The 25,441-nt window shown below is 71.6% G+C and carries 25 protein-coding genes; 11 read left to right on the top strand and 14 right to left on the bottom strand.

Features of this window, described 5'->3' with window-relative positions; all coding sequences use genetic code 11:
• Positions 1–26 precede the first annotated feature (26 nt).
• Positions 27–1,583, bottom strand: a complete 1,557-nt coding sequence (locus tag ACZ6I3_RS11025; RefSeq protein ID WP_469413658.1) for an FAD-binding oxidoreductase — start codon at positions 1,581–1,583, stop codon at positions 27–29.
• 358 nt (positions 1,584–1,941) lie between these two features.
• Between ACZ6I3_RS11025 and ACZ6I3_RS11020 the strand changes: the two genes are divergently transcribed.
• Positions 1,942–2,793 carry an SCO4651 family lipoprotein gene (locus ACZ6I3_RS11020; protein WP_469413656.1) on the top strand — a complete coding sequence of 284 codons (852 nt, stop codon included), beginning with the start codon at positions 1,942–1,944 and terminating at the stop codon, positions 2,791–2,793.
• An 85-nt stretch (positions 2,794–2,878) separates the two neighbouring features.
• Positions 2,879–3,061, top strand: a complete 183-nt coding sequence (locus tag ACZ6I3_RS11015; RefSeq protein ID WP_469413654.1) for a hypothetical protein — start codon at positions 2,879–2,881, stop codon at positions 3,059–3,061.
• Positions 3,062–3,076: 15 nt separating this feature from the next.
• Here ACZ6I3_RS11015 and ACZ6I3_RS11010 read toward each other — a convergent pair whose 3' ends face one another.
• On the bottom strand, positions 3,077–3,409 hold the full coding sequence (locus tag ACZ6I3_RS11010; protein ID WP_221300384.1) for a metal-sensitive transcriptional regulator: 333 nt from the start codon (positions 3,407–3,409) through the stop codon (positions 3,077–3,079).
• A 204-nt stretch (positions 3,410–3,613) separates the two neighbouring features.
• On the opposite strand from ACZ6I3_RS11010, the gene ACZ6I3_RS11005 reads away from it, so the two are divergent.
• On the top strand, positions 3,614–4,234 hold the full coding sequence (locus ACZ6I3_RS11005; RefSeq protein ID WP_059418711.1) for a DUF47 domain-containing protein: 621 nt from the start codon (positions 3,614–3,616) through the stop codon (positions 4,232–4,234).
• Positions 4,235–4,241: 7 nt separating this feature from the next.
• A complete protein-coding gene (locus tag ACZ6I3_RS11000) occupies positions 4,242–5,240 on the top strand; it encodes an inorganic phosphate transporter (protein ID WP_193479609.1) in 999 nt (332 codons plus the stop codon).
• Positions 5,241–5,352: 112 nt separating this feature from the next.
• Here the strand turns inward: ACZ6I3_RS11000 and pstB are convergent, their stop codons facing one another.
• From pstB to ACZ6I3_RS10945, 11 genes are all read right to left on the bottom strand, one after another.
• Entirely contained in the window at positions 5,353–6,129 is a 777-nt protein-coding gene (gene pstB, locus ACZ6I3_RS10995; RefSeq protein WP_469413650.1) for a phosphate ABC transporter ATP-binding protein PstB, read from the bottom strand.
• Positions 6,130–6,172: 43 nt separating this feature from the next.
• The gene (pstA, locus tag ACZ6I3_RS10990; RefSeq protein WP_469413648.1) at positions 6,173–7,234 is read right to left on the bottom strand and encodes a phosphate ABC transporter permease PstA; all 1,062 of its coding nucleotides are present in this window, start codon (positions 7,232–7,234) and stop codon (positions 6,173–6,175) included.
• Complete coding sequence (gene pstC / locus ACZ6I3_RS10985; protein ID WP_469413646.1) at positions 7,231–8,232, bottom strand: phosphate ABC transporter permease subunit PstC; 1,002 nt, start codon at positions 8,230–8,232, stop codon at positions 7,231–7,233. The genes pstA and pstC overlap by 4 nt, the downstream gene beginning before the upstream one ends.
• A gap of 133 nt (positions 8,233–8,365) precedes the next feature.
• Positions 8,366–9,490 (bottom strand): phosphate ABC transporter substrate-binding protein PstS, encoded by a 1,125-nt coding sequence (gene pstS / locus ACZ6I3_RS10980; RefSeq protein ID WP_469413645.1) that lies wholly within the window; start codon positions 9,488–9,490, stop codon positions 8,366–8,368.
• A gap of 192 nt (positions 9,491–9,682) precedes the next feature.
• A complete protein-coding gene (locus ACZ6I3_RS10975; protein ID WP_469413644.1) occupies positions 9,683–10,165 on the bottom strand; it encodes an NUDIX hydrolase in 483 nt (160 codons plus the stop codon).
• A complete protein-coding gene (locus tag ACZ6I3_RS10970; RefSeq protein ID WP_469413643.1) occupies positions 10,162–11,238 on the bottom strand; it encodes a CHAD domain-containing protein in 1,077 nt (358 codons plus the stop codon). The genes ACZ6I3_RS10975 and ACZ6I3_RS10970 overlap by 4 nt, the downstream gene beginning before the upstream one ends.
• Complete coding sequence (locus ACZ6I3_RS10965; protein WP_469413641.1) at positions 11,219–13,585, bottom strand: RNA degradosome polyphosphate kinase; 2,367 nt, start codon at positions 13,583–13,585, stop codon at positions 11,219–11,221. Before ACZ6I3_RS10965 ends, ACZ6I3_RS10970 begins: the two co-directional genes overlap by 20 nt.
• Before the next feature lie 208 nt (positions 13,586–13,793).
• Positions 13,794–14,747 (bottom strand): hypothetical protein, encoded by a 954-nt coding sequence (locus ACZ6I3_RS10960; protein WP_469413640.1) that lies wholly within the window; start codon positions 14,745–14,747, stop codon positions 13,794–13,796.
• Positions 14,744–15,745: an ABC transporter permease gene (locus ACZ6I3_RS10955; RefSeq protein ID WP_469413638.1), complete on the bottom strand. Its 1,002-nt coding sequence runs from the start codon at positions 15,743–15,745 to the stop codon at positions 14,744–14,746. The genes ACZ6I3_RS10960 and ACZ6I3_RS10955 overlap by 4 nt, the downstream gene beginning before the upstream one ends.
• Entirely contained in the window at positions 15,742–16,626 is an 885-nt protein-coding gene (locus tag ACZ6I3_RS10950) for an ATP-binding cassette domain-containing protein (protein WP_469413636.1), read from the bottom strand. Before ACZ6I3_RS10950 ends, ACZ6I3_RS10955 begins: the two co-directional genes overlap by 4 nt.
• The gene (locus ACZ6I3_RS10945; protein WP_469413635.1) at positions 16,623–17,015 is read right to left on the bottom strand and encodes a GntR family transcriptional regulator; all 393 of its coding nucleotides are present in this window, start codon (positions 17,013–17,015) and stop codon (positions 16,623–16,625) included. Before ACZ6I3_RS10945 ends, ACZ6I3_RS10950 begins: the two co-directional genes overlap by 4 nt.
• Positions 17,016–17,127: 112 nt before the next feature.
• Between ACZ6I3_RS10945 and ACZ6I3_RS10940 the strand changes: the two genes are divergently transcribed.
• From ACZ6I3_RS10940 to ACZ6I3_RS10915, 6 genes are read left to right on the top strand one after another with little or no spacing between them, the layout of a single operon-like run.
• Positions 17,128–17,670, top strand: coding sequence for an RNA polymerase sigma factor (locus tag ACZ6I3_RS10940; protein ID WP_469413634.1), 543 nt, complete (start codon positions 17,128–17,130; stop codon positions 17,668–17,670).
• Complete coding sequence (locus ACZ6I3_RS10935) at positions 17,667–18,503, top strand: cupin domain-containing protein (RefSeq protein ID WP_469413632.1); 837 nt, start codon at positions 17,667–17,669, stop codon at positions 18,501–18,503. Before ACZ6I3_RS10940 ends, ACZ6I3_RS10935 begins: the two co-directional genes overlap by 4 nt.
• Positions 18,500–19,360, top strand: a complete 861-nt coding sequence (locus tag ACZ6I3_RS10930; protein WP_469413630.1) for an ABC transporter ATP-binding protein — start codon at positions 18,500–18,502, stop codon at positions 19,358–19,360. Before ACZ6I3_RS10935 ends, ACZ6I3_RS10930 begins: the two co-directional genes overlap by 4 nt.
• Positions 19,357–20,874, top strand: coding sequence for an ABC transporter permease (locus ACZ6I3_RS10925; protein ID WP_469413628.1), 1,518 nt, complete (start codon positions 19,357–19,359; stop codon positions 20,872–20,874). The genes ACZ6I3_RS10930 and ACZ6I3_RS10925 overlap by 4 nt, the downstream gene beginning before the upstream one ends.
• Positions 20,862–21,521 (top strand): ABC transporter, encoded by a 660-nt coding sequence (locus ACZ6I3_RS10920; protein WP_469413627.1) that lies wholly within the window; start codon positions 20,862–20,864, stop codon positions 21,519–21,521. The genes ACZ6I3_RS10925 and ACZ6I3_RS10920 overlap by 13 nt, the downstream gene beginning before the upstream one ends.
• A gap of 9 nt (positions 21,522–21,530) precedes the next feature.
• Positions 21,531–22,460 carry a LysR family transcriptional regulator gene (locus ACZ6I3_RS10915; protein ID WP_469413625.1) on the top strand — a complete coding sequence of 310 codons (930 nt, stop codon included), beginning with the start codon at positions 21,531–21,533 and terminating at the stop codon, positions 22,458–22,460.
• A 19-nt stretch (positions 22,461–22,479) separates the two neighbouring features.
• Here the strand turns inward: ACZ6I3_RS10915 and mshD are convergent, their stop codons facing one another.
• A complete protein-coding gene (gene mshD / locus ACZ6I3_RS10910) occupies positions 22,480–23,406 on the bottom strand; it encodes a mycothiol synthase (protein WP_405506206.1) in 927 nt (308 codons plus the stop codon).
• Positions 23,407–23,577: 171 nt separating this feature from the next.
• Between mshD and ACZ6I3_RS10905 the strand changes: the two genes are divergently transcribed.
• Entirely contained in the window at positions 23,578–25,401 is a 1,824-nt protein-coding gene (locus ACZ6I3_RS10905) for a bifunctional metallophosphatase/5'-nucleotidase (protein WP_469413622.1), read from the top strand.
• Positions 25,402–25,441 lie beyond the last annotated feature (40 nt).

The raw sequence follows: 25,441 nt of genomic DNA, 5'->3' as shown, positions 1-25,441 counted from the left end.
GCGGCAGGCATGCCCGCAGCTCAGTCCTACAGCGCCTGGGGATACGTGAAGAAGCGGTTGGGGTCGTACTGGTTCTTGAGTTTGGCCAGGCGGTCGGCCGCGTCTCCGTAGTACGCCTTGCGCCAGTTCGTCAGGGTCGGGTCCGTGTAGTTCTGGTAGGCCGCGCCTGAGGCGTGGGGGCGCATGGCTTTGTGGGCCGAGGCCAGCCAGTCGCGGGCCGTGGTGCCCGTCGTGCCGGGGCGCCAGGCGGCGATGTACTGGGCCAGCATGCGGGAGCGGCGGTGGACGAAGGCCGTGGAGGTGGGGGAGACGCGGTTGACCGCTCCGCCCAGCGCGGTGAGGGCGATGCTGCCCGTGCCGCCGCGTACCGAGCCGATCTGGGACAGCAGCGTGCGGATGCCGGCCGCGGAGAGGGAGCGGTCGAAGAAGTCCGACGCCGCGGCGTACGTCTCGCGGCCCAGGGCGCCCTTCGGGGAACGGCCCGGGGTCGAGCCGGGCAGATGGCACTGGGCGTCCGTCGGGAACGAGGAGCATCCGGCGTACACCTCCATCGACTCCTCGTAGGAGCGCCGCTTCAGGGAGACGCTGCTCGCCGGGGCGCCGACGCGGTCGGCGAGGCGGTCGACCGCGTTCTTGAGCTCGCCGTAGGTGCCGAGGGAGAAGGCCGCGACGGAGACGGTCGGCCTGCCGCCGGCGGCGCTCGCCAGATGGAGGGACGACCAGATCTCGTCCGGCTGTGACGGGCCCCACTCCTGCCACGCCTTCACCACCGCGGCGGCCTTCGTCGAGGGCCAGGACAGATACGCCGAGACGCCCTGTGGTGCCGGGTGGGTCTTGAAGTGCAGTTCCGTCACGACGCCGAAGTTGCCGTTGCCGGCTCCGCGCAGGGCCCAGAAGAGGTCCTTGTTCTCGCGGGCGTTGGCGGTGAGCTGCTTGCCGTCCGCGGTGATCAGCGTGGCCTGGGTGAGGCTGTCGCAGGTCAGGCCGTACGCGCGGGAGACCACGCCGTGTCCGCCGCCGAGGGTGAGGCCGGAGACGCCGACCGTGGGGCAGGAACCGGCGGGGATCGTGACGCCCTTCGCGGCCAGGGCGCGGTAGACGTCGATGAGTTTGGCGCCGGCGCCGACCACCGCGGTGCTGCCGGAGGCCCGGACGCGGTTGAGTTTCGAGACGTCGACGATCAGACGGCCGTCGCCGGAGGACCAGCCCGCGTAGGAGTGGCCGCCGTTGCGGATCGCCACGCGCAAGGAGTGGGCGCGGGCGTAGGCCAGGGCCGTGCGGATGTCGTCCGGGTGGTCCACGTACGCGACCGCGGCGGGCTTGAGCGTGTCGAAGCGGGTGTTGTAGAGCTGCCGGGCCGTGGTCCAGGCGGTGTCGCCCGGCCGGACGAGGGGGCCGTCGAGGTCGCGGGCGAGGGCGGACCAGTTGGCCGCGGTGATGTTCGACTTCGTGCTGGTGGCCGCGGTCCTGGCGGTGGCTCTGGCCCCGGCGCCCGCGTCCGACTTCGTGCAGGCGGTGGTGAAAGGGGTTGCGGCTGCGGCCATGCCTGCCGTGCCGGCTGCGAGGAATGTACGCCGTTCCATGGGGCCTCCCGGTGGTTCCGTCGTGGGAGACGGGGCCGTGGGGGTGGGGGTTCCATGGTGTTCGGCCTTGTCAGCCCGCCGCGTGCTTCTCCGCGTCCGTGCGCGCCTGGCTTCTCGCTCTTCTGGCCGGTCCTCGCCAGCCGCAGGTGCAGTGGGCCATGCAGAAGCGGCCCTTCTCCGTTGTGCTCGTGAGGTGTTCCGGCCCGTCCTGCTGCGCCACGGGGACCACGTTACCCACCCCAGGTAAAGGGTTGGCATGGCGGCGGCGCGGGCTCGCGTGACGGGGGGCACATACCCGTCGTTATCCGGAACGACGAGGGGGCCCGTGACGGACGTACCGGCTGGGGGTAGGCAGGCGATGACTGGGCGGCAGCGGGATCGGTGGCACAGGCGGACGGGTGCGGCGGTCGTCGCGGCCGTGATCGTGGCCGGGGTGGGGCTGGGGGCCGGCGGGTGTGCGGGCGGCGACGCGGCCGCCGGTGACTCCCGCGGCGGGGACGCGGTCGTCGTGCTGCACCGGGCCGCCGACCGGCTGGTGGAGGCGGGGAGTTCGAAGGCCCGTACGTCGATGGAGATGGCGGCCGGCGGTACCCGGGTGACCATCCGGGGCGCCGGGGTCTACGACTACCGGGAGCGGATGGGGCGGCTGAAGGTGCTGCTGCCGCAGGATCCCGCGGGCGCCATGGAGCATCGGCCCATCACCGAACTGCTCGCGCCCGGGGCGTTGTTCATGAAGAACCGGGGCGCCGGTGTGCCGCCGGACAAGTGGGTGCGGGTGGACACCCGGACCCTGTCCGACGGGAACCTCGTCACCGGCGGGGCCACCGATCCGTTCGCGGCGGCCGAGGTGCTGCGCGGGACGCGGACGGCGAGGTACGTGGGCAGGACCGAGGTCGCGGGGACCGGGGTGCGGCACTACCGGGGGACGGCCGATCTCGCAGACGCCGCGAAGCGGGCCTCCGGCGGCAACAAGGAGGCCCTGGCCGCGGCGGCGAAAGGGTTCGCCACGGCCGAGGTGCCGTTCGACGCCTACCTCGACGACGAGGGCCGCATCCGCAAGATCCGGCATCGGTTCAGCTTCGTGAACGGGCAGCAGAGGAGTCCTGTCGCCGTCGCCTCGACCACGCTGCTCTACGATTTCGGGGCTTCGGTGCGCGTACGGTTGCCGGACGGCGACGACATCTACGCGGGCAAGATCGCCGCGAACTGACCGGCGTGAACTAGCCCGTCCGTGCCATGCGCGGTGTGTAGGCCGCTCCCTACTCTAGGAAGTCGGTAACGGCAGAGACGAGGTGATGCACGTGGCTCCGGTCGGCGGTACGGCAGTCAGGGACTACGTGGCCCTCGCCGAGATCGAGCTGTGCGGAGAGCTGATCATCGCGGCCTCGGCGGCGCACGAGGAGCGGCTCAGCCTGGAGAGCATCGACGAGGTGCTGAAAGTGGCCGAGGAGCGGGACGCCTCAGCCTCCAGGAGATGACAGGAGGGAGCCGGCTCAGGTCCGCAGCATGCGGGCGATCGCCTGGGTCGCCTCCTTGACCTTCGCGTCGATCTCGTCGCCGCCCTTGAGGGCCGCGTCCGCGACGCAGTGGCGCAGGTGCTCCTCCAGCAGCTGCAGGGCGAAGGACTGCAGGGCCTTGGTGGAGGCGGAGACCTGCGTGAGTATGTCGATGCAGTAGACGTCCTCGTCGACCATGCGCTGCAGTCCGCGGATCTGGCCCTCGATGCGGCGCAGGCGCTTGAGGTGCTCGTCCTTCTGCTTGTGGTACCCGTGAACACCGGCGTCGGTGACATTTCCGACATCGGTGGCGTCGGTCACGTCCGTCATCGGGTCCTCCTGGTGAGCAGCGGGCCGACATATACCCCTGGTGGGTATATGGTACCGAACTTTGCCGGGTATATGGCCCCTCGGGCCGCCCCCGTGCTCACCACTGTGCACGATGGGCGACACTGGGGGGCGGCCCGATAGCCGTGGCCGGATGATGCGCCTAGCATCGGCCTGACCGAAACCGAAGCACCCCGAGGACCCCACGTGCGCTTTCGTCTGACCCCCAGGGAGACGAGCTTCTACGACATGTTCGCCGCTTCCGCGGACAACATCGTCACGGGCTCCAAGCTCCTGATGGAACTGCTCGGGGCGGACGCATCCGCCCGGGCCGAGATCGCAGAGCGTATGCGGGCAGCGGAACACGCAGGTGACGATGCCACGCACGCGATCTTCCACCAGCTGAACTCCTCGTTCATCACGCCGTTCGACCGCGAGGACATCTACTCCCTCGCCTCGTCCCTCGACGACATCATGGACTTCATGGAGGAGGCCGTCGACCTGGTCGTCCTCTACAACGTCGAGGAACTGCCCAAGGGCGTCGACCAGCAGATCGAGGTACTGGCGCGCGCTGCCGAACTGACGGCCGAAGCCATGCCGCATCTGCGGACGATGGAGAACCTCACCGAGTACTGGATCGAGGTCAACCGGCTCGAGAACCAGGCCGACCAGATCCACCGCAAGCTGCTCGCGCACCTCTTCAACGGCAAGTACGACGCCATGGAGGTCCTCAAGCTCAAGCAGATCGTGGACGTGCTGGAAGAGGCGGCCGACGCGTTCGAGCACGTGGCCAACACGGTGGAGACCATCGCGGTCAAGGAGTCCTGAGCCCTACATGGACACCTTCGCTCTGGTCGTGACCATCGCGGTCGCGCTCTTCTTCACGTACACCAACGGCTTCCACGACTCGGCGAACGCGATCGCCACGTCCGTGTCGACGCGGGCGCTGACGCCGCGGGCCGCGCTGGCCATGGCCGCGGTGATGAACCTCGCCGGCGCGTTCATGGGCTCCGGGGTCGCCAAGACCGTCAGCGAGGGGCTGATCCAGACGCCCGTCGGGTCGAAGGGGATGGGGATCCTCTTCGCCGCGCTGGTGGGCGCGATCGTCTGGAACCTCATCACCTGGTACTTCGGGCTGCCCTCCTCCTCCTCGCACGCGCTGTTCGGCGGCATGGTGGGCGCGGCGCTGGCCGGCGGGACGACGGTCTACTGGAGCGGGGTGCTGGAGAAGGTCGTCATCCCGATGTTCATCTCCCCCGTGGTCGGTCTGCTGGCCGGCTATCTGGTGATGACCGCGATCATGTGGATCTTCCGCAAGGCCAACCCGCACAAGGCCAAGAGGGGTTTCCGCATAGCCCAGACCGTCTCGGCGGCCGGTATGGCGCTGGGTCACGGTCTGCAGGACGCGCAGAAGACGATGGGCATCGTGGTGATGGCGCTCGTCATCGCGGATGTCGAGGACTACGGCGATCCCATTCCGGTGTGGGTGAAGATCGCCTGTGCGGTGATGCTGTCGCTGGGCACGTACGCCGGTGGCTGGCGGATCATGCGGACGCTGGGGCGGAAGATCATCGAGCTGGACCCGCCGCAGGGCTTCGCGGCGGAGACCACGGGCGCTTCGATCATGTTCACCACCGCGTTCCTCTTCAAGGCGCCGATCTCCACGACGCATGTCATCACGTCGGCGATCATGGGCGTGGGTGCGACGAAGCGGGTGAACGCCGTGCGGTGGGGCGTCGCCAAGAACATCATTCTCGGCTGGTTCATCACGATGCCGGCGGCCGCGCTGGTCGCCGCGGCGTCGTACGGGATCGTGAGTCTGGCGTTCCTGTAGACAGCTGAGCGAGTACGCGAAAAGGCCCGCCCCTGGGAGTAGGGGCGGGCCCTTTTTCGGCCTCGCGGTGGCACCGCCATGCAGCACCGCGAGGAGTCTCGGCGGGGCCGGATCAGCCGAAGCGGCCGGAGATGTAGTCCTCCGTGGCCTGGACCGACGGGTTGGAGAAGATGCGCTCCGTCTCGTCGATCTCGATGAGCTTGCCGGGCTGGCCGACCGCCGCGAGGTTGAAGAACGCCGTGCGGTCGGAGACGCGCGCCGCCTGCTGCATGTTGTGCGTCACGATGACGATCGTGAAGCGCTCCTTCAGCTCGCCGATCAGGTCCTCGATGGCGAGGGTGGAGATCGGGTCGAGCGCCGAGCAGGGCTCGTCCATGAGCAGGACGTTCGGCTCGACCGCGATGGCCCGCGCGATGCACAGGCGCTGCTGCTGGCCGCCGGAGAGGCCCGAGCCGGGCTTGTTCAGGCGGTCCTTGACCTCGTTCCAGAGGTTGGCGCCCTTGAGGGACCGCTCGACGATGTCGGCGAGCTCGCTCTTCTTGTAGCTGCCGTTCAGGCGCAGCCCCGCCGCCACGTTGTCGAAGATCGACATCGTGGGGAACGGGTTCGGCCGCTGGAACACCATGCCGACCTCGCGGCGCACGGACACCGGGTCGATGCCCGAGCCGTAGAGGTCCTCGTCGTCCAGCAGAACCTTGCCCTCGACCCGGCCGCCGGACGTCACCTCGTGCATGCGGTTCAGCGTGCGCAGGAACGTCGACTTGCCGCAGCCGGACGGGCCGATGAACGCCGTCACCGAGCGCGGCTCGACGGTCATCGAGATGTCCTCGATCGCCTTGTGGGAGCCGTAGTAGGCGGTGAGTCCGCTTACGTCGATTCGCTTGGCCATTAGTACGTCACTTCCAGACTCAGACAGTCGCTGTATGGCCGCGTCAGCGACCGGTCTTCGGGGCCTTCCAGCGGGCGATCCCGCGGGCCACCAGGTTCAGGAGCATCACGAAGGCGATGAGGGTGAGCGACGCCGCCCAGGCACGGTCGTAGGCCGCGCCGGAGCCCGCGCTGTTCGCGTACTGCTGATAGATGTACAGCGGCAGCGAGGCCTGCGCACCCTCGAAGGGGTTGGCGTTGATGAACGCGTTGCCCCACACCAGCAGCAGGACCGGGGCGGTCTCGCCGGTGATGCGGGCGATCGACAGCATGATGCCCGTGGTGATGCCGCCGATGGAGGTCGGCAGGACCACCTTCAGGATGGTGCGCCACTTCGGGATGCCCAGCGCCAGGGAGGCCTCGCGCAGCTCGTTCGGGACGAGCTTGAGCATCTCCTCCGTGGAGCGGACGACGACCGGCATCATCAGGATGGCCAGGGCCAGCGAGCCGGCGAAGCCGAAGGGCTGCATGTCGAACATCAGCATGAGGCTGAGGATGAACAGACCCGCGACGATCGACGGGATGCCGGTCATGACGTCGACGAAGAACGTGATGGCCTTGGAGAGGTTCCCCCGGCCGTACTCCACGAGGTAGACCGCGGTGAGCACGCCGATCGGCGCGGCGATCACCGTGGCGAGACCGACCTGCTCCAGGGTGCCGAGGATGGCGTGGTAGATACCGCCGCCGGGCTCGGTGTCGGCGACGACGCCCATGGAGTGGGTCAGGAAGTAGATGTCGAGGACCTTCACACCGCGCGCGACGGTCGACCAGACCAGCGAGGCCAGCGGTACGACGGCGAGCAGGAAGGCGACCCAGACGAAGGAGGTCGCGATGCGGTCCTTGGCCTGGCGCTTGCCCTCGACGGCCGTGGCGATGCCGTACGTGCCGACGAGGTAGAGGAGCGCGGCGATCAGGCCCCACTGGACCCGGCTGTGCAGGCCGCCGGCGAGGCCGATGCCGATCGCGACGGCGACGGAGCCGGCGGCGATGCCGTACGGGGCCCACTTGGGCAGGCGGGCGCCGCGCAGGGTGCTGGGGCCCTTGGGGGCGATGGTTGCGGTGCTCATGCGTTGGCCCCCGAGTACTCCTTGCGGCGGGCGATGATCGCGCGGGCCGCGCCGTTGACCACCAGGGTGATGACGAACAGGACCAGACCGGAGGCGATCAGCGCGTCCCGGCCGAACTCGGTGGCCTCACCGAACTTGCTGGCGATGTTCTGCGCGAACGTGCCGCCGCCCGGGTCGAGCAGGCTGGTCTCGATCAGGAAGGTCGGGGAGAGCACGGTGGCGACGGCCATGGTCTCGCCGAGGGCGCGGCCGAGGCCGAGCATCGAGGCGGAGATGACGCCGGAGCGGCCGAAGGGCAGGACCGCCATGCGGATCACTTCCCAGCGGGTGGCGCCGAGCGCCAGGGCCGCCTCCTCGTGCATCTGCGGGACCTGGCGGAAGACCTCGCGGCTCACGTTGGTGATGATCGGCAGGATCATGATCGCGAGCAGGATGCCGACGGTCAGCATCGAGCGGGGGGCGCCGCCCTCCCAGGAGAAGAGGCCGGTCCAGCCGAGGTAGTCGTTCAGCCAGCTGAAGAGGCCGGTCATGTTCGGCACGAGGACCAGCGCGCCCCAGAGGCCGTAGACGATCGACGGCACGGCGGCGAGCAGGTCGATCACGTAGGCGATCGGGCCCCTCAGCTTGCGCGGGGCGTAGTGCGTGAGGAACAGCGCGATGGCGACGGCGATCGGGACCGCGATGACCATGGCGATGATCGAGGAGACCACCGTGCCGAAGGCCAGGACGGCGATGCCGAAGTTCGGCGGGACGAGGTTGGTGTCCCATTCGAACGTGGTGAGGAAGTTGCCCTGGTCCTTGCTGATCGCGAGGGAGGCGCGGTAGGTGAGGAAGACCGCGATCGCGGCCATGATCACCAGCAGCAGGATGCCCGAGCCGCGGGAGAGACCGAGGAAGATCCGGTCTCCGGGCCGGGTGGCCCCGCGCGCCGCGCGCTTGTCGGGGGCCGGTTGCGGAGCGGGGGGAGGTGCGTCTGTTATCTGTGCGGATGTGTCCATCAGGTTCTCCGGTCTGCGGAGCCGTACGCGGGGTGCGGGGGCTCTGCGGAGCCGTACCGGCGGTACGGCCACTGGCGGCGGTGCACCGGACGGTGCGGCCCGGTCCCGGTGAGGGGACCGGGCCGCACGCGGGTCAGCTCAGGCCTTCGACGGTGGTGCGGACCTGGGAGATGATGTCGGCGGGGATCGGCGCGTAGTCGGCCTCGGCGAGGATCTTCTGGCCTTCCTCGGAGGCGATGTAGCGCAGGAACGCCTTGGTGGCGGGCAGCGTCTCGGCCTTGTTGCCCTTGTCGCAGACGATCTCGTAGGTGACGAGGACCATCGGGTAGGCGCCCTCGGCCTTGGTGCCGTAGTTCAGCTCCAACGCGAGGTCCTTGCCCGTGCCGACGACCTTGGCCTCGGAGATGGCCTTGGTGGCGTTCTCGACGGTGGCCTTGACCGGCTGGGCGGCACCCGTGTCGAGGTCCACGGTCTTCAGGCCGTCCTTGGCGTACGACAGCTCGAAGTAGCCGATGGCGCCGTTGGTCTGCTTCACCTGCTGGGCGACACCGGAGGAGCCGGAGGCGGACTGGCCGCCCTTGGCCTGCCAGGTCTTGCCGCCGTCGTAGGGCCAGTCCTTCTTGGCGGTGTTGATCAGGTACTTGGTGAAGTTGTCCGTGGTGCCGGAGTCGTCCGAGCGGTGGAACGCCTGGATCTTGAGGTCCGGAAGCTTCGCGTCGGGGTTCAGCTTCTTGATCGCCGGGTCGTTCCAGTTGGTGATCTCGTTGTTGAAGATCTTCGCCAGCGTCGAGGCGTCCAGGACGAGGCTGTCGATGCCGTCGACGTTGACACCGACCGCGATCGGGCCGCCGACCATCGGCAGGTCGATGCCCTGGCCGCCGCCGCAGACCTTCTTGGAGGCCGTGACCTCGTCGGGCTTCAGCGCCGAGTCGGAGCCGGCGAAGGCGACCTGGCCCTGCGTGAACGCGGTGACGCCGGCGCCGGAGCCGCCGCCCTTGTAGTTGATCTGCGTGCCCTGGCAAGCGGCCGTGAACTGCTTGACCCAGGCGTCGATCGCGTTCTTCTGCGCGGACGAGCCATCGGCCAGCAGCTGGCCCTTGGCGTCGTCGCACTTGATGCTGCCCGGCTTGGCGGCCGCGGACGAGCCGCCGCTGCTGGTGCCCGTGTCGTCGGAGCCGCACGCCGTGAGGGCCAGGGCGCCGGAGACGGCGAGAGCACCGAGAGCAAGGGCCCGCCGGTTCATGCGCTGAAGCTTCACTTGAGTTCCTTCCGGGAGCCGCCGTCCTGAATTCGGCGGCGTGCGAAGTCTGGGTGACGCGGGACGCTGACACGCGGCAGGCGCGGTCACGTCGGGTAAGGCCGAAATTAGGCAGATCAGGTGAAGGCGCCTATGGCCGTAAATGAACGAGGGGTGAACCCCTGCCGAAGGTGTGGTTAGGTCACGGAACGCTTACGGGGAGAGCACGTCCGGGTTCCGCTTTTCCGGGGCGGGCAGCGCGAGCAGCGCGTCGACCAAGGGGCGGTCGTGGGGCTGCGTCAGACGGGCGCGAGCGGCGGCGGGTGTCAGCCACAGGACCCGGTCCACCTCGTCCGACGGGGAAAACTCGCAGGATACCGCCTCGGCCGCCCAGTAGCGGACCTGCTTGGGGCGGCCGTTCGCGAGGTAGTGCTGGGTGGGCAGCTCGGCGCCGGGCGCGGCCCGGCAGCCCGTCTCCTCGGCCACCTCGCGCAGGGCCCCGGCGAGGGCCTCCTCACCGCGTTTGAGCTTGCCCTTCGGCCAGGACCAGTCATCGTATTTGGGCCGGTGGACGAGGCAGACCTCCAGCTCGCCCGTGACGGGGGAACGGCGCCACAGGACGCAGCCCGCCGCCTGAACAGTCGTGTCGTCGGGAGAGCCCACCTGACCGCCTCCTCGGTGCCGTGGCCCGGTCATGACGTGCCGACGGTTTCCTTCTGCCAGCACTGCTGGAACGCGAAACGCGCCGCCTCGACCTCGTGGCGCTGGTCGGCATGGAGCACGCCGAGGGCGTACGCCGTCGCGGGGGCGATGCGCGGGGTACGGGCCGCCTGGGCCGCCGCCGCTGCCGCCTCCGAGGCGTCGCGGTGGCGGTTCAGGGCCTGGCCGGCGGAGAGCAGGCGCAGATCGACGACGGCGTTGCCGTTGGGCTCGCCGCGCAGGCCCTCGCGGGCGTAGCGGTGCAGGCGCAGGAGCAGCCGGACCTGGTGCCAGGGGGCGTCCTGCGGGTGCGGGACGGTGTCCGGGGACAGGCCGTGGACGAGGGCCGAGGCGTTGTACGGGTGCCCCGCGGTGATGAGGGGGAGGGCGGCCACGGCGTCCGTGAGACGGCCCTCGGCCGCCGAGGCGAGAGGGCGGAGGTCGGTGGTGACGGCGGCCTTGGTGAGGGGGACCTCGCTGGCCAGGACCGCGACCTTGTCGGCGATGGCGTGGAAGCGGCTGCTTCCCAGGGCCTGCAGGGCCGTGGAGTGGGCTCGGGTGCGGGCCAGGTTGAGCTGGCGGTCGAGCAGGGCGCCCGCCTTGGCCGCGCCGACGGTGAGGTTGCCGCGCTCCGGTGCCGAGGTCGGGGGGATCGGGGCACCGGCCTTGGTGGACGCCGCCGCGGCCGGGGTCTGCCCCGGGAGCGTCGTGGAGCCCGACAGGCGGTGCAGCGCGCTCAGCAGGCGTTCCAGACGGGAGGTGTACGCGTGTTCCATGGCCAGGGTTCCCGAGACCCAGGCCAGTTCCGGGCGCATGCCCTCGCACCAGTCCGTGTCCAGCAGGGACTGGAACGTGTGCAGGCTGGCGCTGATACGGCGGGCCGAGCGGCGCAGGGCGCGCGCCGCGTCGGCGGACCCCTCCGAGGCGCCCGCGCCCGACCCCGTCTCGCGGTGCAGGCGCAGTGCTCGGAGGAACTCCGTGGCCTGGGCCCGCAGGTAGCCGGCGAGGGCGTCCCCGGTGGGGGCGGGCCCGGTCAGGGGGTTCGTCGGGTCAAGGTGTCGCTGTGCCACGCCGGCGCCTCCGCGCGTCTATGAGCATCTCCTGGACGTTGCGCAGGGGCTGGCCGTCCGCGTCGGTCGCATGTCGCGTCCAGTCGCCGTCCGGGCCGAGATGCCAGGAGGCGGTGCCGTCGGACATGCCGGTCTCCAGCAGCCGGTTCAGGGCTGCCCGGTGGGCCGGGTCGGTGACCCTGACCAGGGCCTCTATCCGGCGGTCGAGGTTGCGGTGCATCATGTCGGCGCTGCCGATCCACACCTCGGGCTCGCCGCCGTTGCCGAAGCCGAACACCCGGGAGTGCTCCAGGAAGCGGCCGAGGATCGAGCGGACCCGGATGTTCTCCGACAGGCCCGCCACGCCCGGGCGCAGCGCGCAGATGCCGCGCACCCACACGTCCACCGGCACGCCCGCCTGGGCCGCGCGGTAGCAGGCGTCGATGACGGCCTCGTCGACCATCGAGTTGACCTTGATACGGACGTGCGCGGGCCGTCCCGCGCGGTGGTGCTGTATCTCCTTGTTGATCCGCGCGACCAGGCCGTCGCGCAGCGACTTGGGGGCCACCAGGAGACGGCGGTAGGTCTCGCGGCGGGAGTAGCCGGAGAGACGGTTGAAGAGGTCCGAGAGGTCCGCGCCGACCTGAGGGTCGGCCGTGAGCAGGCCGAGGTCCTCGTAGAGGCGGGCCGTCTTCGGGTGGTAGTTGCCGGTGCCGACGTGGCTGTAGCGGCGGAGCGTGTCGCCCTCCTGGCGGACCACCAGCGACAGCTTGCAGTGGGTCTTCAGGCCGACCAGGCCGTAGACCACGTGGCAGCCGGACTCCTCCAGCTTGCGCGCCCACTTGATGTTGGCGTGCTCGTCGAAGCGGGCCTTGATCTCGACCAGGACCAGGACCTGCTTGCCGGACTCGGCGGCCTCGATGAGGGCGTCGACTATCGGGGAGTCGCCCGAGGTCCGGTACAGGGTCTGCTTGATCGCGAGGACGTCCGGGTCGCCGGCCGCCTGCTCCAGGAAGGCCTGGACGGAGGTCGAGAACGAGTCGTACGGGTGGTGCAGCAGGACGTCCCGCTCCCGCAGCGCGGCGAAGATGTCCGGCGCGGACGCCGACTCGACCTCGGCGAGATCGCGGTGGGTGCCGGCGACGAACTTGCGGTACTTCAGATCCGGGCGTTCCAGGGAGGCGATCCGGAAGAGACCCGTGAGGTCCAGCGGACCCGGCAGCGGGTACACCTCGGCCTCGCTGATCTTCAGCTCGCGCACCAGCAGGTCCAGGACCTCGCGGTCGATGGACTCCTCGACCTCCAGGCGCACCGGGGGCCCGAAGCGGCGCCGCATGAGCTCCTTCTCCAGGGCCTGGAGCAGGTTCTCCGCGTCGTCCTCCTCGACCTCCAGGTCCTCGTTCCTGGTCAGGCGGAAGGCGTGGTGCTCCAGGACCTCCATGCCCGGGAACAGCTCCTCCAGGTGGGCGGCGATGACGTCCTCGATGGGGACGTAGCGGCCCGGGGAGCTCTCCAAGAAGCGGGACAGCAGCGGCGGCACCTTCACACGGGCGAAGTGCTTGTGGCCCGTGACCGGGTTCCGTACGACGACGGCCAGGTTCAGGGACAGGCCGGAGATGTACGGGAAGGGGTGCGCCGGGTCGACCGCCAGCGGGGTCAGCACGGGGAAGATCTGGTGCCGGAACAGGGTGAACAGGCGGGCCTGCTCCTTCTCCTGCAGCTCGTTCCAGCGGACCAGGTGGATGCCCTCCTCCGCGAGGGCGGGGGCGACGTCCTCGTGGTAGCAGGCGGCGTGCCGGGCCATGAGCTCGCGGGAGCGGGCCCAGATCATCTCCAGCACCTCGCGGGGCTGCAGGCCCGAGGCGGAGAGGGTGGCCACGCCGGTGGCGATACGGCGCTTCAGACCGGCCACCCGGACCATGAAGAACTCGTCGAGGTTGCTGGCGAAGATCGCGAGGAAGTTGGCTCGCTCCAGCAGGGGCGTGTTCGGGTCCTCGGCGAGTTCGAGAACACGCTCGTTGAACGCGAGCCAGCTGCGTTCCCGGTCGAGGAACCGGCCCTGCGGCAGTTGGGGCCCGTCGTACGGCGACTCCTCGTACGCGTCGAGGTCGGCGTCGATGTCGGGTTCGAGATCGGAGACGGCCGCCGCGATGGTGTGCGGGCGGTGGGCTGCGATGGAGCCCACGGAGGGCTGCGCGTGCTGGACCTGTGCCTGGGTGTTCGGCTGGCTCATGGACCCATTCTTCCGCGCCGCGAGCATTACGGGCGCGTCGGACAGCGCGGGCGGGATCGGGGGCGTCACATGAGTGTTCCCGTTCCCCGCAGGCCCCTCTCGGGGTGGCGAAGGCTCTGGCACGGCGGGATTCATTGCCCGAGCGTCGCAAGCTCGTCTGAATCGATGGTTACGGAGACATGACGTGCGGGATAGCGGGGGGCGGCTCGCGGGGGTCCGCCCGGCCTGGGCGGCGGTTGCCCACAGGCTGTGGACGAACCCGGCGCCCCGGCCGGGCGGCCGGCCGCGGGCGGCCCTCACGGTCCGCGCGTCCATCCCCCCGTGGAAGGACGCGCGGACCGGGTCAGGGGAGGCGACGGGCCAGCAGGGCGAAGGCGGTGACCGTCGCGGCGGCGGCCACCGCCAGGAGCAGGCCGGTTTCCACGTACTGCAAGGGCCAGAAGTGGGACCGGGGGTGGAACGTGGTGGTCTGCACGCCGTTCGACGCCGGGTCGGTCCAGGAGACCTGGTAGGCCGAGCGGGGGAGTTCGATGCTGTGCGGCGCGATGCGGGTGACGGTGGGCCAGAGGTCCTCGCGGTGGCGCTCCAGGAGACCGTGGAGGAGCAGGGACGCGCCGAGTGCCACTCCCGCGGCCGGCAGCGCCCGGCACCACACCAGACCGGCGAGGGCGCCGAGGGCGAGACCTGCCAGGACGTACGCCACCGCCGTCGGGCCCGTCGACACGAAGACGTCCGTGACGTACCAGTCGCCGGCCAGGTCCGGGTCGCCGTCCCCGCGGGCCCAGAGGTTCAGCAGGACGAGCCCGCCCGTGCCGGTGGTGAGCAGCGCGGCCGGGAGCGCCAGTTTCGCCGCCAGCCAGGGCAGGGGGCCGACCGACTGGGTCCAGGCCAGCTGTGCGGTGCCGTTCTCCAGTTCGCGCCCGATGAGTGCGCCGCCCGCCCAGGCGGCCACGGGGAACAGTGCCCAGGACAGCGCGGTCGCGATCACGGCCAGACCGTTCGCGTACGTCTCGTCGGCGGTGATCGCGTCGACCGCCGCGCAGGAGGGGAGCCCGTCGGCCGGGGGTGTCGCGCAGGCGCTCGCGCCCGCGCGGGCCTCGTCGCCGAGGGAGTGCAGCCAGACCAGGGCGGCTGCCGCCGCGGTCAGGGCGAGGCAGGACAGGAGCAGGGCCGTGCGGTGGGTCCGCGAGAGCGCCCGGAACAGGCCGCCCGGGCCGGTGCGCCGGGCGGTGGGCGGGGCGGTGTGTGGGGCGGTGGGGCGGGTCCCCGGCTCGGTCGTCGTGGCGAGGGCGGTCATACGGCGGCTCCGGTGCGGCGGCGCAGCAGCCAGAAGGCGGCGAGGGCGGCGAGGGCGGCGACGGCGAGGGCGATGCCGCTCTCCATGAGCTGGAGGGGCCAGAAGTGGGAGGACGGGTGGTAGACGGCGTACTGGCCGGTGATGCCCGCCTCGGCGGGGCAGGTGAGTTCGCCCAGGCAGTCCGGGACGGGTACGCGGGCGCCGGTGGTGGTGAGGGCGCCCTCCTCGACGACGAGGCCGGGGGAGTTCGGGGTGCCGGTGGACGTCGCCGTCGCGGTCGTGGGCCACAGGTGCGGACGCAGTTCGTCGAGCACGTAGACCAGGGACATGGCGGCCAGGACCGCGACGCCGAGGGCGGGCAGGGCGCGGCGCAGCAGCAGGCCGGCCAGGACGCCGAGGGCCAGGGCGGCGAGGACGTGGGCGGTGGCGACGGGGCCGTTGACCTCGAAGACGCCGTCGTCGTACCACTCGTACCAGCCCGTGTGGCGGCTTTGGGGGTTCCGGGGCGACGACCACAGCATGCGGAGAAGCAGGGTGGTCGCGAGCGTGCCCGTCACGATCAGCAGGGCCGGGACCGCGAGCTTGGCGGCCAGCCAGCGGGCCGGGCTGACCGACTGGGTCCAGGCCAGCTGGGCCGTGCCGCTCTCCAGTTCACGCCCCGTCAGGGCGCCTCCCGCCCAGGCCGCGGTGAGCACCGGCAGCAGGGTGAGGACTCCGGAGGCCACTGCTACGGCTGCCTGGTAGCGGGTGCTTGCTGCTCCGGGGTAGCCGCATTCCCGGACCGGGTCGGGCCCTTCGCAGCCGAGCGCCCGGTATTCGGCCAGCGCGGCGTCGGCGCCCGGGCCCGCGGCCCACAGCAGGGTGCCGATGCCCACGGCCGTCAGCATCAGCCAGAACAGCAGTGCCGAGCGGTGCACGCGCAGCATCGCCACGACCAGGCCACGCGGTGCCGTGAGGCGCTGGGCGGCGGCGGGCGCCTCGGCGGTCACGGCGGTCATACGGCGGCCTCCCGCGCCTCGCACACGAGCGGCGGGGCCTCGGGGGAGCGCAGATGCGCGAGGACCAGTTCTTCCAGGGAGGGGCGGTCGCCGTGCCGTTCGTCGCCGAGCGGGCCCGCGGGCCGGACCAGCGCGGTCAGCTGGCGGCCGGTGGTGCGGGACTCGACCACGGTGTGCGGGTCGAGGGTGTCGCCCGCGCGGCCCGTGACCAGGGTGTGCGCGGCGAGCAGGTCCTCGAGCGACCCGGCCAGCCGGACCCGCCCGCCGCCGAGCAGCAGCAGGTGGTCGCAGGAGCCCTCCAGTTCCGTCACAGCGTGCGAGGACATGACAACCGTGGTGCCGCGGTCGGCGGCGTCGGCCATGAGGGCCGCCATCAGCTGGTGCCGGGCGAGCGGGTCGAGGTCGGCCATCGGCTCGTCCAGGAGCAGTAGTTCGGGGCGTTTGCCGAGGGCCAGGGCGAGCGCGACGCGGGTGCGCTGGCCGCCGGAGAGCGAGCGGATCTTCGCGTCCGGGTCGAGGTCGCCCTCCGCGACGATCCGCTCGGCGGTCCTGGCGTCCCAGCGGCGGGGGTTGAGGTCGCGGCCCAGGCGCAGGGTGCCCGCCACGGTGAGCTGAGGATGGAGGGGCTTGTTCTGGGCCACGTGGGCGAGGTGCTCGCGGGCCGCGGCCGGGGTCCGGCCGAGTACGGTGATCGAGCCCTCGGTGGGTCTCAGCAACCCGGCCGCGAGGGCGAGCAGGGTGGACTTGCCGGCGCCGTTCGATCCGACGACGGCGCACACGCGGCCCACCGGGAGCTGGAACGCGCAGCCGTCCAGGGCCTTTCTGCGGCGCCGCCCGAAGCTCCTGCCCAGCGCCGCCGCCTCGATGGCGGTGTCGGTCATGCGTCCCCCTTGAGTGGCGCGAAGTGCGCGTCGAGTACGGAAGTGAAAAGGGCGTCCACGTCGTCGCGCTCCAGTCCGGCCGCACGGGCCCGGGCCGCCCATGCCTCCAGCTCCGCGCGGAGCGGGGAGTCGGCCGGGGCGGTGCCGAGGGACTTGCGGACGAACGTGCCGAGTCCGCGGCGCGCCTCGACCAGGCCCTCGCGCTCCAGTTCCCGGTAGGCCTTGAGGACGGTGTTCGGGTTGATGGCGGTCGCCTCCACCACTTCCCGAGCCGTGGGCAGCTTGTCGCCGGGCTCCAACAGGCCGAGGCGCAGGGCCTGTTTGGTCTGCTGGACGATCTGGACGTAGGTGGCCACGCCGCTGCGCCGGTCGATGCGGTAGTCGACCACTGCCTTGCACCACCCTTTCACTAATTGAGTAGTGAAAGGGTGGTGCAAGGCGGGAGCGAAAGTCAAGCGTGGTTTCGTGAACCGTTCGCGTGGGGCGGTCCGATGAGGAGACGTGAGCGAAACGAGAAGCGACGGGGAGCTGCTGCGGGCCATCGCCGCGGATGCCGACCGGCGTGCCTTCGAGGAGCTGTACCGGCGGTACGCGCCGTGGCTCCGGGCCCGGTTGCGGGGGCGGTGCGCCGATCCGGGGGTCGTCGACGACGTCGTGCAGGAGACGTTCCTCGCCGTGTGGCGGGGCATGGCCCGCTATCGAGAGGACGTCGATGTGGCGGGGTGGCTGTGGCGCATCGGGTCGCGGCGGCTGGTGGACGCGCTGCGCGGTGACGGGGCACGGGGGCGGTTGCGCCAGGCCCTGGCGCGGCTGCGGCACCGGGACGAGGCGTCGGCGGAGGAACGCGTGCTCGCGGGGGTGGAGCACGGGGACCTCGCCGGCGCCCTCGTCCGGCTGTCGCCGGAGTTGCGGGCGGTGCTGCAGGCGACGGTCATCGACGGGCTCACCACCCGGGAGGCGGCCGTACTGCTCGGGATTCCGCCGGGGACGGTCAAGACGCGGGCGATGCGGGCCCGCAAGCAGTTGCGGGAGGCGTTGGCATGAGTTGGCATGTGCCGGAAGAGGACCTGCGCGCCTATGCGCGGGGGGAGTTGGCGGCCCCGGCTCTGTGGTCCGCCGATGCGCACCTCGGGGCCTGCGCCCGGTGCCGGGCGGTGCTGGGCGAGGTCAGCGACCCGGTCGCCCTCGACGCGGGGTGGGAGCGGCTCGACGCCGAGCTGGACGCGCCCCGGACGGGGGTGCTGGAGTCGCTGCTCGTGCGGCTCGGGGTGCCCGGGCACACCGCGCGCCTGCTCGCTGCGGCACCGGTGCTGCGCCGCTCCTGGCTGGGAGCCGTCGTCGCGGTGCTGCTGCTGAGCGTGGCGGCGGGGCATCTCGTACGGGGCGGGCAGTCCCCGACGCTGTTCCTCGCACTCGCGCCGCTGCTGCCGCTGGCCGGGGTGGCGTTGTCGTACGGGCCCGCGCTGGACCCGACGTACGAGATGGCCGTCGTCGCGCCGATGCACGGGTTCCGGCTGCTGATGATCCGGACGGTGGCCGTGCTGGGCGTGGTGCTGGGCCTGAACGGGCTGGCGACCCTCGCGCTGCCCGCGTACGGGCTGGGCGCGCTGGCCTGGCTGCTGCCCGCGCTCGCGCTCACCGCGACGGGGCTCGCGCTGACCCCCCGCCTGGGGCCGGTGCTCGCGCCGTCGCTGGTCGGCGGGGCGTGGGTCGGGCTGCTGTTGCTGGCCGATGCCCTGCGAGCGGGCGCGCAGACGCCGCTCGCGCCGTTCACCGTGGCCGGGCAGGGCGTCGCGGCGGCGGTCGCCGCGCTCGCCGCCGGGCTGCTCTTTCTGCTCCGTGACCGATTCGACCTCTTTCAGGGACGTGCCGTATGACCCCGACCGTGTCCGCCTCCGGGCTCGGCCTCCGCTACGGAGGCACCCGCGCCCTCGACGACGTGTCGCTGCGGCTGTCCGCCGGCGTCACCGGACTGCTCGGGCCCAACGGCGCCGGCAAGACCACGCTGCTGCGGGTCCTCGCCACGGCCCTGCCCGCCGACCAGGGCGCCTTCACCGTGCTCGGGCAGGACCCGGGCACCGCGCGGGGCCGGCAGGAGGTGCGGCGCCGGCTGGGCTATCTGCCGCAGACGCCGGGGTTCCACCCGGACTTCACGGCCTTCGAGTTCGTCGACTACGTGGCGATCCTGAAGGAGATGACCCACCGGTCCGCCCGGCACCGGGAGGTGCGGCGGGTGCTGGACGAGGTGGGACTCACCGACGTACGCGGGAAGCGGATCCGGAAGCTGTCCGGCGGGATGCGGCAGCGGGTCGCCCTCGGAGCCGCCCTGGTCGGTGACCCCGGGTTCCTGGTCCTCGACGAGCCCACCGTCGGGCTCGACCCCGAACAGCGCATGCGGTTCCGCGAGTTGATCGCGGGCGCCGGGGAGGGGCGCACGGTGCTGCTCTCCACCCACCAGACCGAGGACGTGGCCATGCTCTGCCACCGCGTGCTGGTCATGGCGGGCGGCCGGCTGCGCTTCGAGGGCACCCCCGCCGAGCTGACCGCACGGGCCGCCGGGCGGGTGTGGAGCAGCGCGGAGCGGGACCCGGGCGCCAAGGCGGGATGGCGCACCGGTACCGGTTCCTTCCGGAACGTGGGGGATCCGCCGGACGGCGCCGAGCTGCTCGAACCCACCCTGGAGGACGGCTATCTGCTCACCCTCGACGGTGACGCCGTGGAGGTGGCGGCATGACCGCGGTGATGGACAAGCCGGTCGCGTCCGACGAGCGGGCCGAGGGCGGCCGTCCGTGGGCCGCCGTGATCGCCCTGGCCGGGTTCGAGACGCGCCGGCTGCTGACGATGCTTCCGATGATCATCGCCTTCCTCGTGTACATCGGCTGGACCGTATGGCGCACGGGCAGGGACTGGGGCGGCTATCCGGCCCTCCAGGACGCCGACCGCGCCACCCAGAGCGCGCCGCTGCTCATCGGGCTCACGGTGCTGCTGTGCGTCAACCGCGCCGCGCTGCGCTCCCGGCGGCACGGGACGGAACCCCACTTCGCGGTGCTGGTCCTGCCGCCGTGGCGGCGTACGGTCGCCCACGCGCTGTCGGCCCTGGCCGCGGCCCTGCTCACCGCCGTGTGCGTGGCCGCGCAGTTCGGCCGGGAGGCGCTCCGGCCGGGTGCGATCGGGCAGGGTTCGGTGAGCGAACTGCTCGTGGGACCGCTGACCGTGCTGCTGGCCGGGCTGGTCGGGCTTCTCCTGGCAGGGCTCGTGCGCTCGGCCCTGGGCGCGCCGCTGCTGGTCGTGTTCGCGCTGTTCCTGTTCCTCTTCTTCTGGGGCACGAGCGAGGACGGGAGCCGCTGGCTGCTGCCGGTCGTCGTCGAGGTGACCAGCAACACCCTGCCGTCCGACCTGCTGGGCCGGCCCGCGGGATGGCACGCCCTGTACCTGGCCGGGCTGGCGCTGTGCGCGGGCCTGACGGCGGTGCTGGTCGCCGGTGGCCGCAAGCCGGTGGTCGTGGCGGGGATCGCCGGGGCGCTGGCCATGGCGCTGGTGGGCGGGGTGACCCAGACGGGCGGCGAATCCCCCGAGCTGGTCCGGGCCCGCGAACGGGCCTCGGCCACCCCCGGGCAGTTGCAGTCCTGCGTCGAGCGGGACGGGTCGACGTACTGCGCGTTCCCCGAGTGGGGGCCGCGGGTCGGGGACTGGGCCGGGGTGGTGGACCGGGTGCGGTCCCTGGCCGGGGGCGCCGCCCAGGACCAGAAGATCGTCGTACGGCAGCGGATCGAGGCCCGCGACGGCCTCTCCAGCGACAGTGCGCTGACACCGCTGGAGCGTCCGCACGAGGTGACGGTGGGCACCCGGTGGGGCGGCAACCGCGTCCCCGAGTTCTCGGCCGCCGTCGCCGGAGTGCTCGTCGCCGGCGATGAGAAGGCCTCGACCTCGATGTGCGACGGCCGCATCGTCACCGTGATGTGGCTGGCCCTGGGCTGGGAGTCCGACCCGGTGGCCGCGCTCCGGCACGTCCGACTCGACGACAGCGACACCGGCTCGGCCCTCGTGCTCCAGCCGACGGACGGGCTGTACATGACCGACGCCCAGACGGAGGTGGTGCGCGAGCTGCTGGCGCGACCCCGGGGCGAGGTCACCGCGAGGGTGAAGTCCCACTGGGCCGAGCTGACCGCGCCGGAACTGACGGCGGCCCGGGCGGCGAAGCTGCTGGGTGTCAAGGCGCCCGAGGGAGACGACAAGTGCCTCGACTGAGAGGGGAGTTGGTCGTCGCCGTCGGCCGGACCCTGCCCGTGGGCCTGCTGGGGGCGGCCGGTGCGGCAGGGCTGCTGATGGCCGGGCTGACCCGGGCCACCGGCGAGGCGGGGGAATGGCTCGCGCTGCCTCTGCTCCGGGCGGCGATCCTGGCCTTCGCGATCGGCCTGGTGTTCCTCCTGGACGACCCGGCCCGGCACACCACCTCCACGGTGCCGACCCCGCGCCCGGTCCGTACCGGACTGCGGGTGGCACTCGTCCTCCCGCTCGTGGCGGCCTGGTGGACGGCGGCGCTGCTGCTGGTGCCGCGGGACCTACGGCCGCCGGTCGCCGACATCACCCTGGAGGCCGGGTCGGCCTTCGCCCTGGCGGTGGCCGCCGCGTTGGTCGCCGTGCACCGCAGCGACCTTGCCCGGCCCGGGGCACGCCTCGCGGCCGGCCTGCTGACCTCGGCGGTACTGGCCCTGCTGTTCTGGCCCGGGCGGTGGGCGCTGTTCGTGCCGGTGCAGGACGAGCGGTGGGCGGCGGCGCATGACCGGTGGACGGTGGTGCTGGCCGTGGCCGTGCTGGTGGGGGTGCTGGGGGCGGGGGAGCCGGTGCGGCGGTGGTCCTGGCGCGGGGGCCCGGGCCGCAGGTCGTACTCCTAGAGTGCCGGCGTGGACCTCAAAGCCGTACGAGCCTTCGTGGCGATCGCCGACTCCGGGCAGTTCCAGAAGGCCGCCGTGGATCTGGACCTCACCCAGCAGGCCGTCTCCAAGCGGATCGCCGCGCTGGAGAAGGACCTCGGGGTGCGGCTGCTCGTGCGTACGGCACGGGGAGCGGAGCTCACCATCGACGGGCAGGCGCTGCTGCCGCACGCCCGGGCCCTGCTCCGGGCCGAGGAGCGGGCGGTGGCGGCGGTGAGGCCCGGGGACCGTGCGCTACGGGTGGACGTCGTGGGGCGCCGGGTCGCCACGGCCGGGCTGGTACGGGACTTCCACCTGGCGCATCCGGAGATCGCCCTGGACGTCGTCACGCTGTACGGCGCGGACACGGCGCTGGCCGCCGTGCGGGACGGGGCCGTCGATGCCACGTTCCGAGCCGTCACGATGCCCGGGCACCGGCTGCCCGAGGGCGTCGAAGCCGTCCCGGTCCTCGACGAGCCGCTGCGGCTGTGCGTCGGCCCGGACCACGAGTTCGCCCGGGCCGCCTCGGTGACACCCGCGCGACTGGCCGGGCACCGGATCTGGATGCCCGGCAACGAGCCCGGCACGGAGTGGGCCGCGTACTACGACGAACTCGCCGCGACCTTCGGCCCGACCATCGACACCATCGGCCCCAACTTCGGCATCGAGGCCCTCCTCGACACCATCGCGGGCTCCCCGACCCTGGCGACGTTCCTCAGCGAACGCACCCCGCTCGTCTGGCCGACCGGCCACGACCTGCGCCTCGTTCCCCTGCGCGACCCGACGCCCGTGTACCCGCACTCCCTGCTGTGGCGCACGGACAACGCGCATCCGGGCCTCGCCGCCCTCCGCGACCATCTGCTGGCGAGACGCCCACGCGTGACCGAGGGAGAGACCTGGCGCCCGACGTGGGCGCAATGACCTTGACCCCGGGCCCGGCTCAGGTCTCCGTCCGGTACATCAGATCCACCTCGTGCGTCTCGAACCCCAGCCGCTCGTACACCGTCACCGCCGCCTTGTTGTCGGCGTCGACGTAGAGCATCGCCGTGGGCAGGCCCTGATGCGCCAGATGCCGCAGGCCGATCGTGGTGAGGGACTTGCCGAGGCCGCCGCCCTGGGCGCCGGGGCCGACGCCGAGGACGTAGACCTCGCCGAGGCCCTCCTGGGCGTGGACCTTGGTCCAGTGGAAGCCGACGAGTTCGTCGCCGCGGAAGGCGAGGAAGAAACCGGCGGGGTCGAACCACGGCTCGGCCTTGCGGTCGTCGAGGTCGCGCTGCGTGAGGGAGCCCTGCTCGGGGTGGTGGGCGAAGGCGGCGGCGTTCACGGCGAGCCAGGCCGCGTCGTCCCGGCCGGGGACGAAGGGGCGGACGGTGACGCCTGCGGGGAGCGTCGGGTAGGGCTCGTCGAAGCCGGTCAACGGGCGTCGCATCTGACGCAGTTCACGGAACAGGGTCAGGCCCAGGACCTGCGCGAGATGCCGGGCGGCGGAGTGGCCGCCGTGCGCCCAGACCCGCAGCCGCTTGCCGGAGGCGGCCAGCAGGGCGGATCCGAGCGCCCGTCCGTGCCCGTGCCCGCGATACCCGGGGTGGACGACCAGCTCGGCGGCCGGCGGCTCCACCGGGTCGGTGTCCTCCAGCTGGGCATAGCCGACGAGTTCGCCGTCGACGGTGAGCAGCAGATGCGCCACGCCCTCCCGCTCCCCGCCCCGCAACTGCAACCGGCCCTGCTCGGACACCGCCTGCTGCCCGTCGGTACCGGCGGCCTCGGCGAGCAGCCCGAGCACGGCCTCGGTCTGCTCGGGGGAGAGCGCGGCAAGGGTCTCGATCGAGCGGGGGCGGCCGGGCCGTACGGTGTCGTCGCTGGTCATGCGTACGAGGGTACGGCGCCCCACCGGCAAATCGGCGGCAAAGAAGCAACCAGGATGTAACCACGAAACACCTGTCGCGCTACGCGCGTTGACTCTAGGCTGCGCCGGACGACATCACCGTCCGAGCAGATCCAGCAGCCGGACACAACAGCAGACCCGACAGGGGGGCGTATGCCAGCCACTTCACCGGCACCGGCGCACCAGGAGCGTCGCAGACGTCGTACGAACCGTTTCGCCGCAGTCGCCGCCGGTGTCGTCACCGTCGGCGCGCTGGCCGCCGCGGGGCTGCCGGGGTCGGCGACCGCCGGCGAGGACCACCGCAAGGGCGCTCACTGGCCCGGCCGCTACCAGGATGTCCAGCTGCTGTCGTTCAACGACCTGCACGGCAACCTGGAGCCGCCGGCCGGTTCCTCCGGCCGGGTCACCGAGCAGCAGGCCGACGGTACGACGAAGACCATCGATGCGGGCGGCGTCGAGTACCTGGCCACGCATCTGCGTGAGGCCCGCAAGGGCGAGAAGTACTCCGTCACCGCGGCCGGCGGCGACATGGTCGGGGCCTCCCCGCTGATCTCCGGGCTCTTCCACGACGAGCCGACCATCGAGGCGCTGAACAAGCTCGACCTCGACGTCACCTCCGTCGGCAACCACGAGTTCGACGAGGGCGCCAAGGAGCTGGGCCGTCTGCAGAAGGGTGGCTGCCACCCGAAGGAAGGCTGCTACACGGACAAGAAGTTCAAGGGCGCCGACTTCCCCTACCTGGCCGCCAACGTCCTCGACGAGAAGACGAAGAAGCCGATCCTCAAGCCCTACTGGGTGTGGAAGAAGAAGGACGTCAAGGTCGGCTTCATCGGCGTGACCCTGGAGGGCACCCCGGACATCGTCTCCGCCGAGGGCGTCAAGGGCCTCTCCTTCAAGGACGAGGTCGAGACGATCAACAAGTACGCCAAGGAGCTGCGGAAGAAGGGCGTGAAGTCGATCGTCGCCCTCATCCACGAGGGCGGCTTCCCGGCGTCGACGTCGTACAACTACGACTGTGACTCCCCGGGCGCGGGCGACGGTATCTCCGGGCCGATCGCCGACATCGCCAAGAACGTCACGCCGCAGGTGGACGCGCTGGTCACCGGCCACACCCACAACGCGTACGTGTGCAGCATCGACGACCCGGCGGGCAAGCCCCGTATGGTCACCTCGGCCGCGTCCTTCGGCCGCCTCTACACCGACACCACGCTGACGTACGACCGCAAGACCGGCGACATCGCCCGTACGGCCGTGAAGTCGGCGAACCGCGTGGTCACCCGGGACGTTCCCAAGGCGCCCGACATGACGCGGCTGATCAGCAAGTGGAACACCCTGGCCGCGCCCATCGGCAACAAGCCGATCGGCTACATCTCCGGCGACATCGGCAACACCGGCAGCGAGTCCCCGCTCGGCGACCTGATCGCCGACGCCCAGCTCGCGTACGGCAAGCAGCTCGACCCGGAGACCGACCTGGCGCTGATGAACCCGGGCGGTATCCGGGCACCCCTGACGTTCGCGGCCAAAGCCGGTGAAGGTGACGGTGTCGTGACATACGCGGAGGGCTTCACGGTCCAGCCGTTCGCGAACACCGTGAACCTGCAGAACTTCACGGGCGCGCAGCTGATCCAGGTCCTCAAGGAGCAGGTGACCGGCGCGAACGCGGCGGCGCCGAAGGTGCTCCAGGTGTCGTCCGGGCTGACCTACACGCTGGACCTCACCAAGTCCGGAGCCGACCGCGTCGTCACCGACTCGGTCAAGCTGGGCGGCAAGGCCATCGACCCGGCGGCCACCTACCGTGTCGCGACGAACAGCTTCCTCGCGGGCGGCGGCGACGGATTCCCGACGCTGGGCCAGGGCACGAACGATGTCGTCGGCCTCGACGACCTGGCCGCTCTGGAGCAGTACTTGACGGCCAACTCGTCGGCCGGTAACCCGATCGCGCCGCCCAATGCGGACCGCATCACGATCGTGAAGTAAATCGCATAGGCGGGGTTCAGGTTGCGAGGTGGGGCGGTGC

The organism is Streptomyces sp. NPDC041940 (assembly GCF_055589465.1).
This window is presented reverse-complemented; position numbering and strand designations above follow the sequence as displayed.

Excerpts from the sequence above, each read along its gene's own strand:
- ACZ6I3_RS11015 (WP_469413654.1), top strand. The coding sequence starts at position 2,879 with ATGCACGTGGCTCCGGTCGGCGGTACGGCAGTCAGGGACTACGTGGCC.
- ACZ6I3_RS10975 (WP_469413644.1), bottom strand. The coding sequence starts at position 10,165 with ATGACCGGGCCACGGCACCGAGGAGGCGGTCAGGTGGGCTCTCCCGAC.
- pstC (WP_469413646.1), bottom strand. The coding sequence starts at position 8,232 with ATGGACACATCCGCACAGATAACAGACGCACCTCCCCCCGCTCCGCAA.
- ACZ6I3_RS10935 (WP_469413632.1), top strand. The coding sequence starts at position 17,667 with ATGAGTTGGCATGTGCCGGAAGAGGACCTGCGCGCCTATGCGCGGGGG.
- pstB (WP_469413650.1), bottom strand. The coding sequence starts at position 6,129 with ATGGCCAAGCGAATCGACGTAAGCGGACTCACCGCCTACTACGGCTCC.
- ACZ6I3_RS10965 (WP_469413641.1), bottom strand. The coding sequence starts at position 13,585 with ATGAATCCCGCCGTGCCAGAGCCTTCGCCACCCCGAGAGGGGCCTGCG.
- ACZ6I3_RS10925 (WP_469413628.1), top strand. The coding sequence starts at position 19,357 with ATGACCGCGGTGATGGACAAGCCGGTCGCGTCCGACGAGCGGGCCGAG.
- ACZ6I3_RS11025 (WP_469413658.1), bottom strand. The coding sequence starts at position 1,583 with ATGGAACGGCGTACATTCCTCGCAGCCGGCACGGCAGGCATGGCCGCA.
- ACZ6I3_RS10950 (WP_469413636.1), bottom strand. The coding sequence starts at position 16,626 with ATGACCGACACCGCCATCGAGGCGGCGGCGCTGGGCAGGAGCTTCGGG.
- ACZ6I3_RS10955 (WP_469413638.1), bottom strand. The coding sequence starts at position 15,745 with ATGACCGCCGTGACCGCCGAGGCGCCCGCCGCCGCCCAGCGCCTCACG.
- ACZ6I3_RS10930 (WP_469413630.1), top strand. The coding sequence starts at position 18,500 with ATGACCCCGACCGTGTCCGCCTCCGGGCTCGGCCTCCGCTACGGAGGC.
- ACZ6I3_RS10905 (WP_469413622.1), top strand. The coding sequence starts at position 23,578 with ATGCCAGCCACTTCACCGGCACCGGCGCACCAGGAGCGTCGCAGACGT.
- ACZ6I3_RS10960 (WP_469413640.1), bottom strand. The coding sequence starts at position 14,747 with ATGACCGCCCTCGCCACGACGACCGAGCCGGGGACCCGCCCCACCGCC.
- ACZ6I3_RS11010 (WP_221300384.1), bottom strand. The coding sequence starts at position 3,409 with ATGACGGACGTGACCGACGCCACCGATGTCGGAAATGTCACCGACGCC.
- ACZ6I3_RS11000 (WP_193479609.1), top strand. The coding sequence starts at position 4,242 with ATGGACACCTTCGCTCTGGTCGTGACCATCGCGGTCGCGCTCTTCTTC.
- pstA (WP_469413648.1), bottom strand. The coding sequence starts at position 7,234 with ATGAGCACCGCAACCATCGCCCCCAAGGGCCCCAGCACCCTGCGCGGC.
- ACZ6I3_RS11020 (WP_469413656.1), top strand. The coding sequence starts at position 1,942 with ATGACTGGGCGGCAGCGGGATCGGTGGCACAGGCGGACGGGTGCGGCG.
- mshD (WP_405506206.1), bottom strand. The coding sequence starts at position 23,406 with ATGACCAGCGACGACACCGTACGGCCCGGCCGCCCCCGCTCGATCGAG.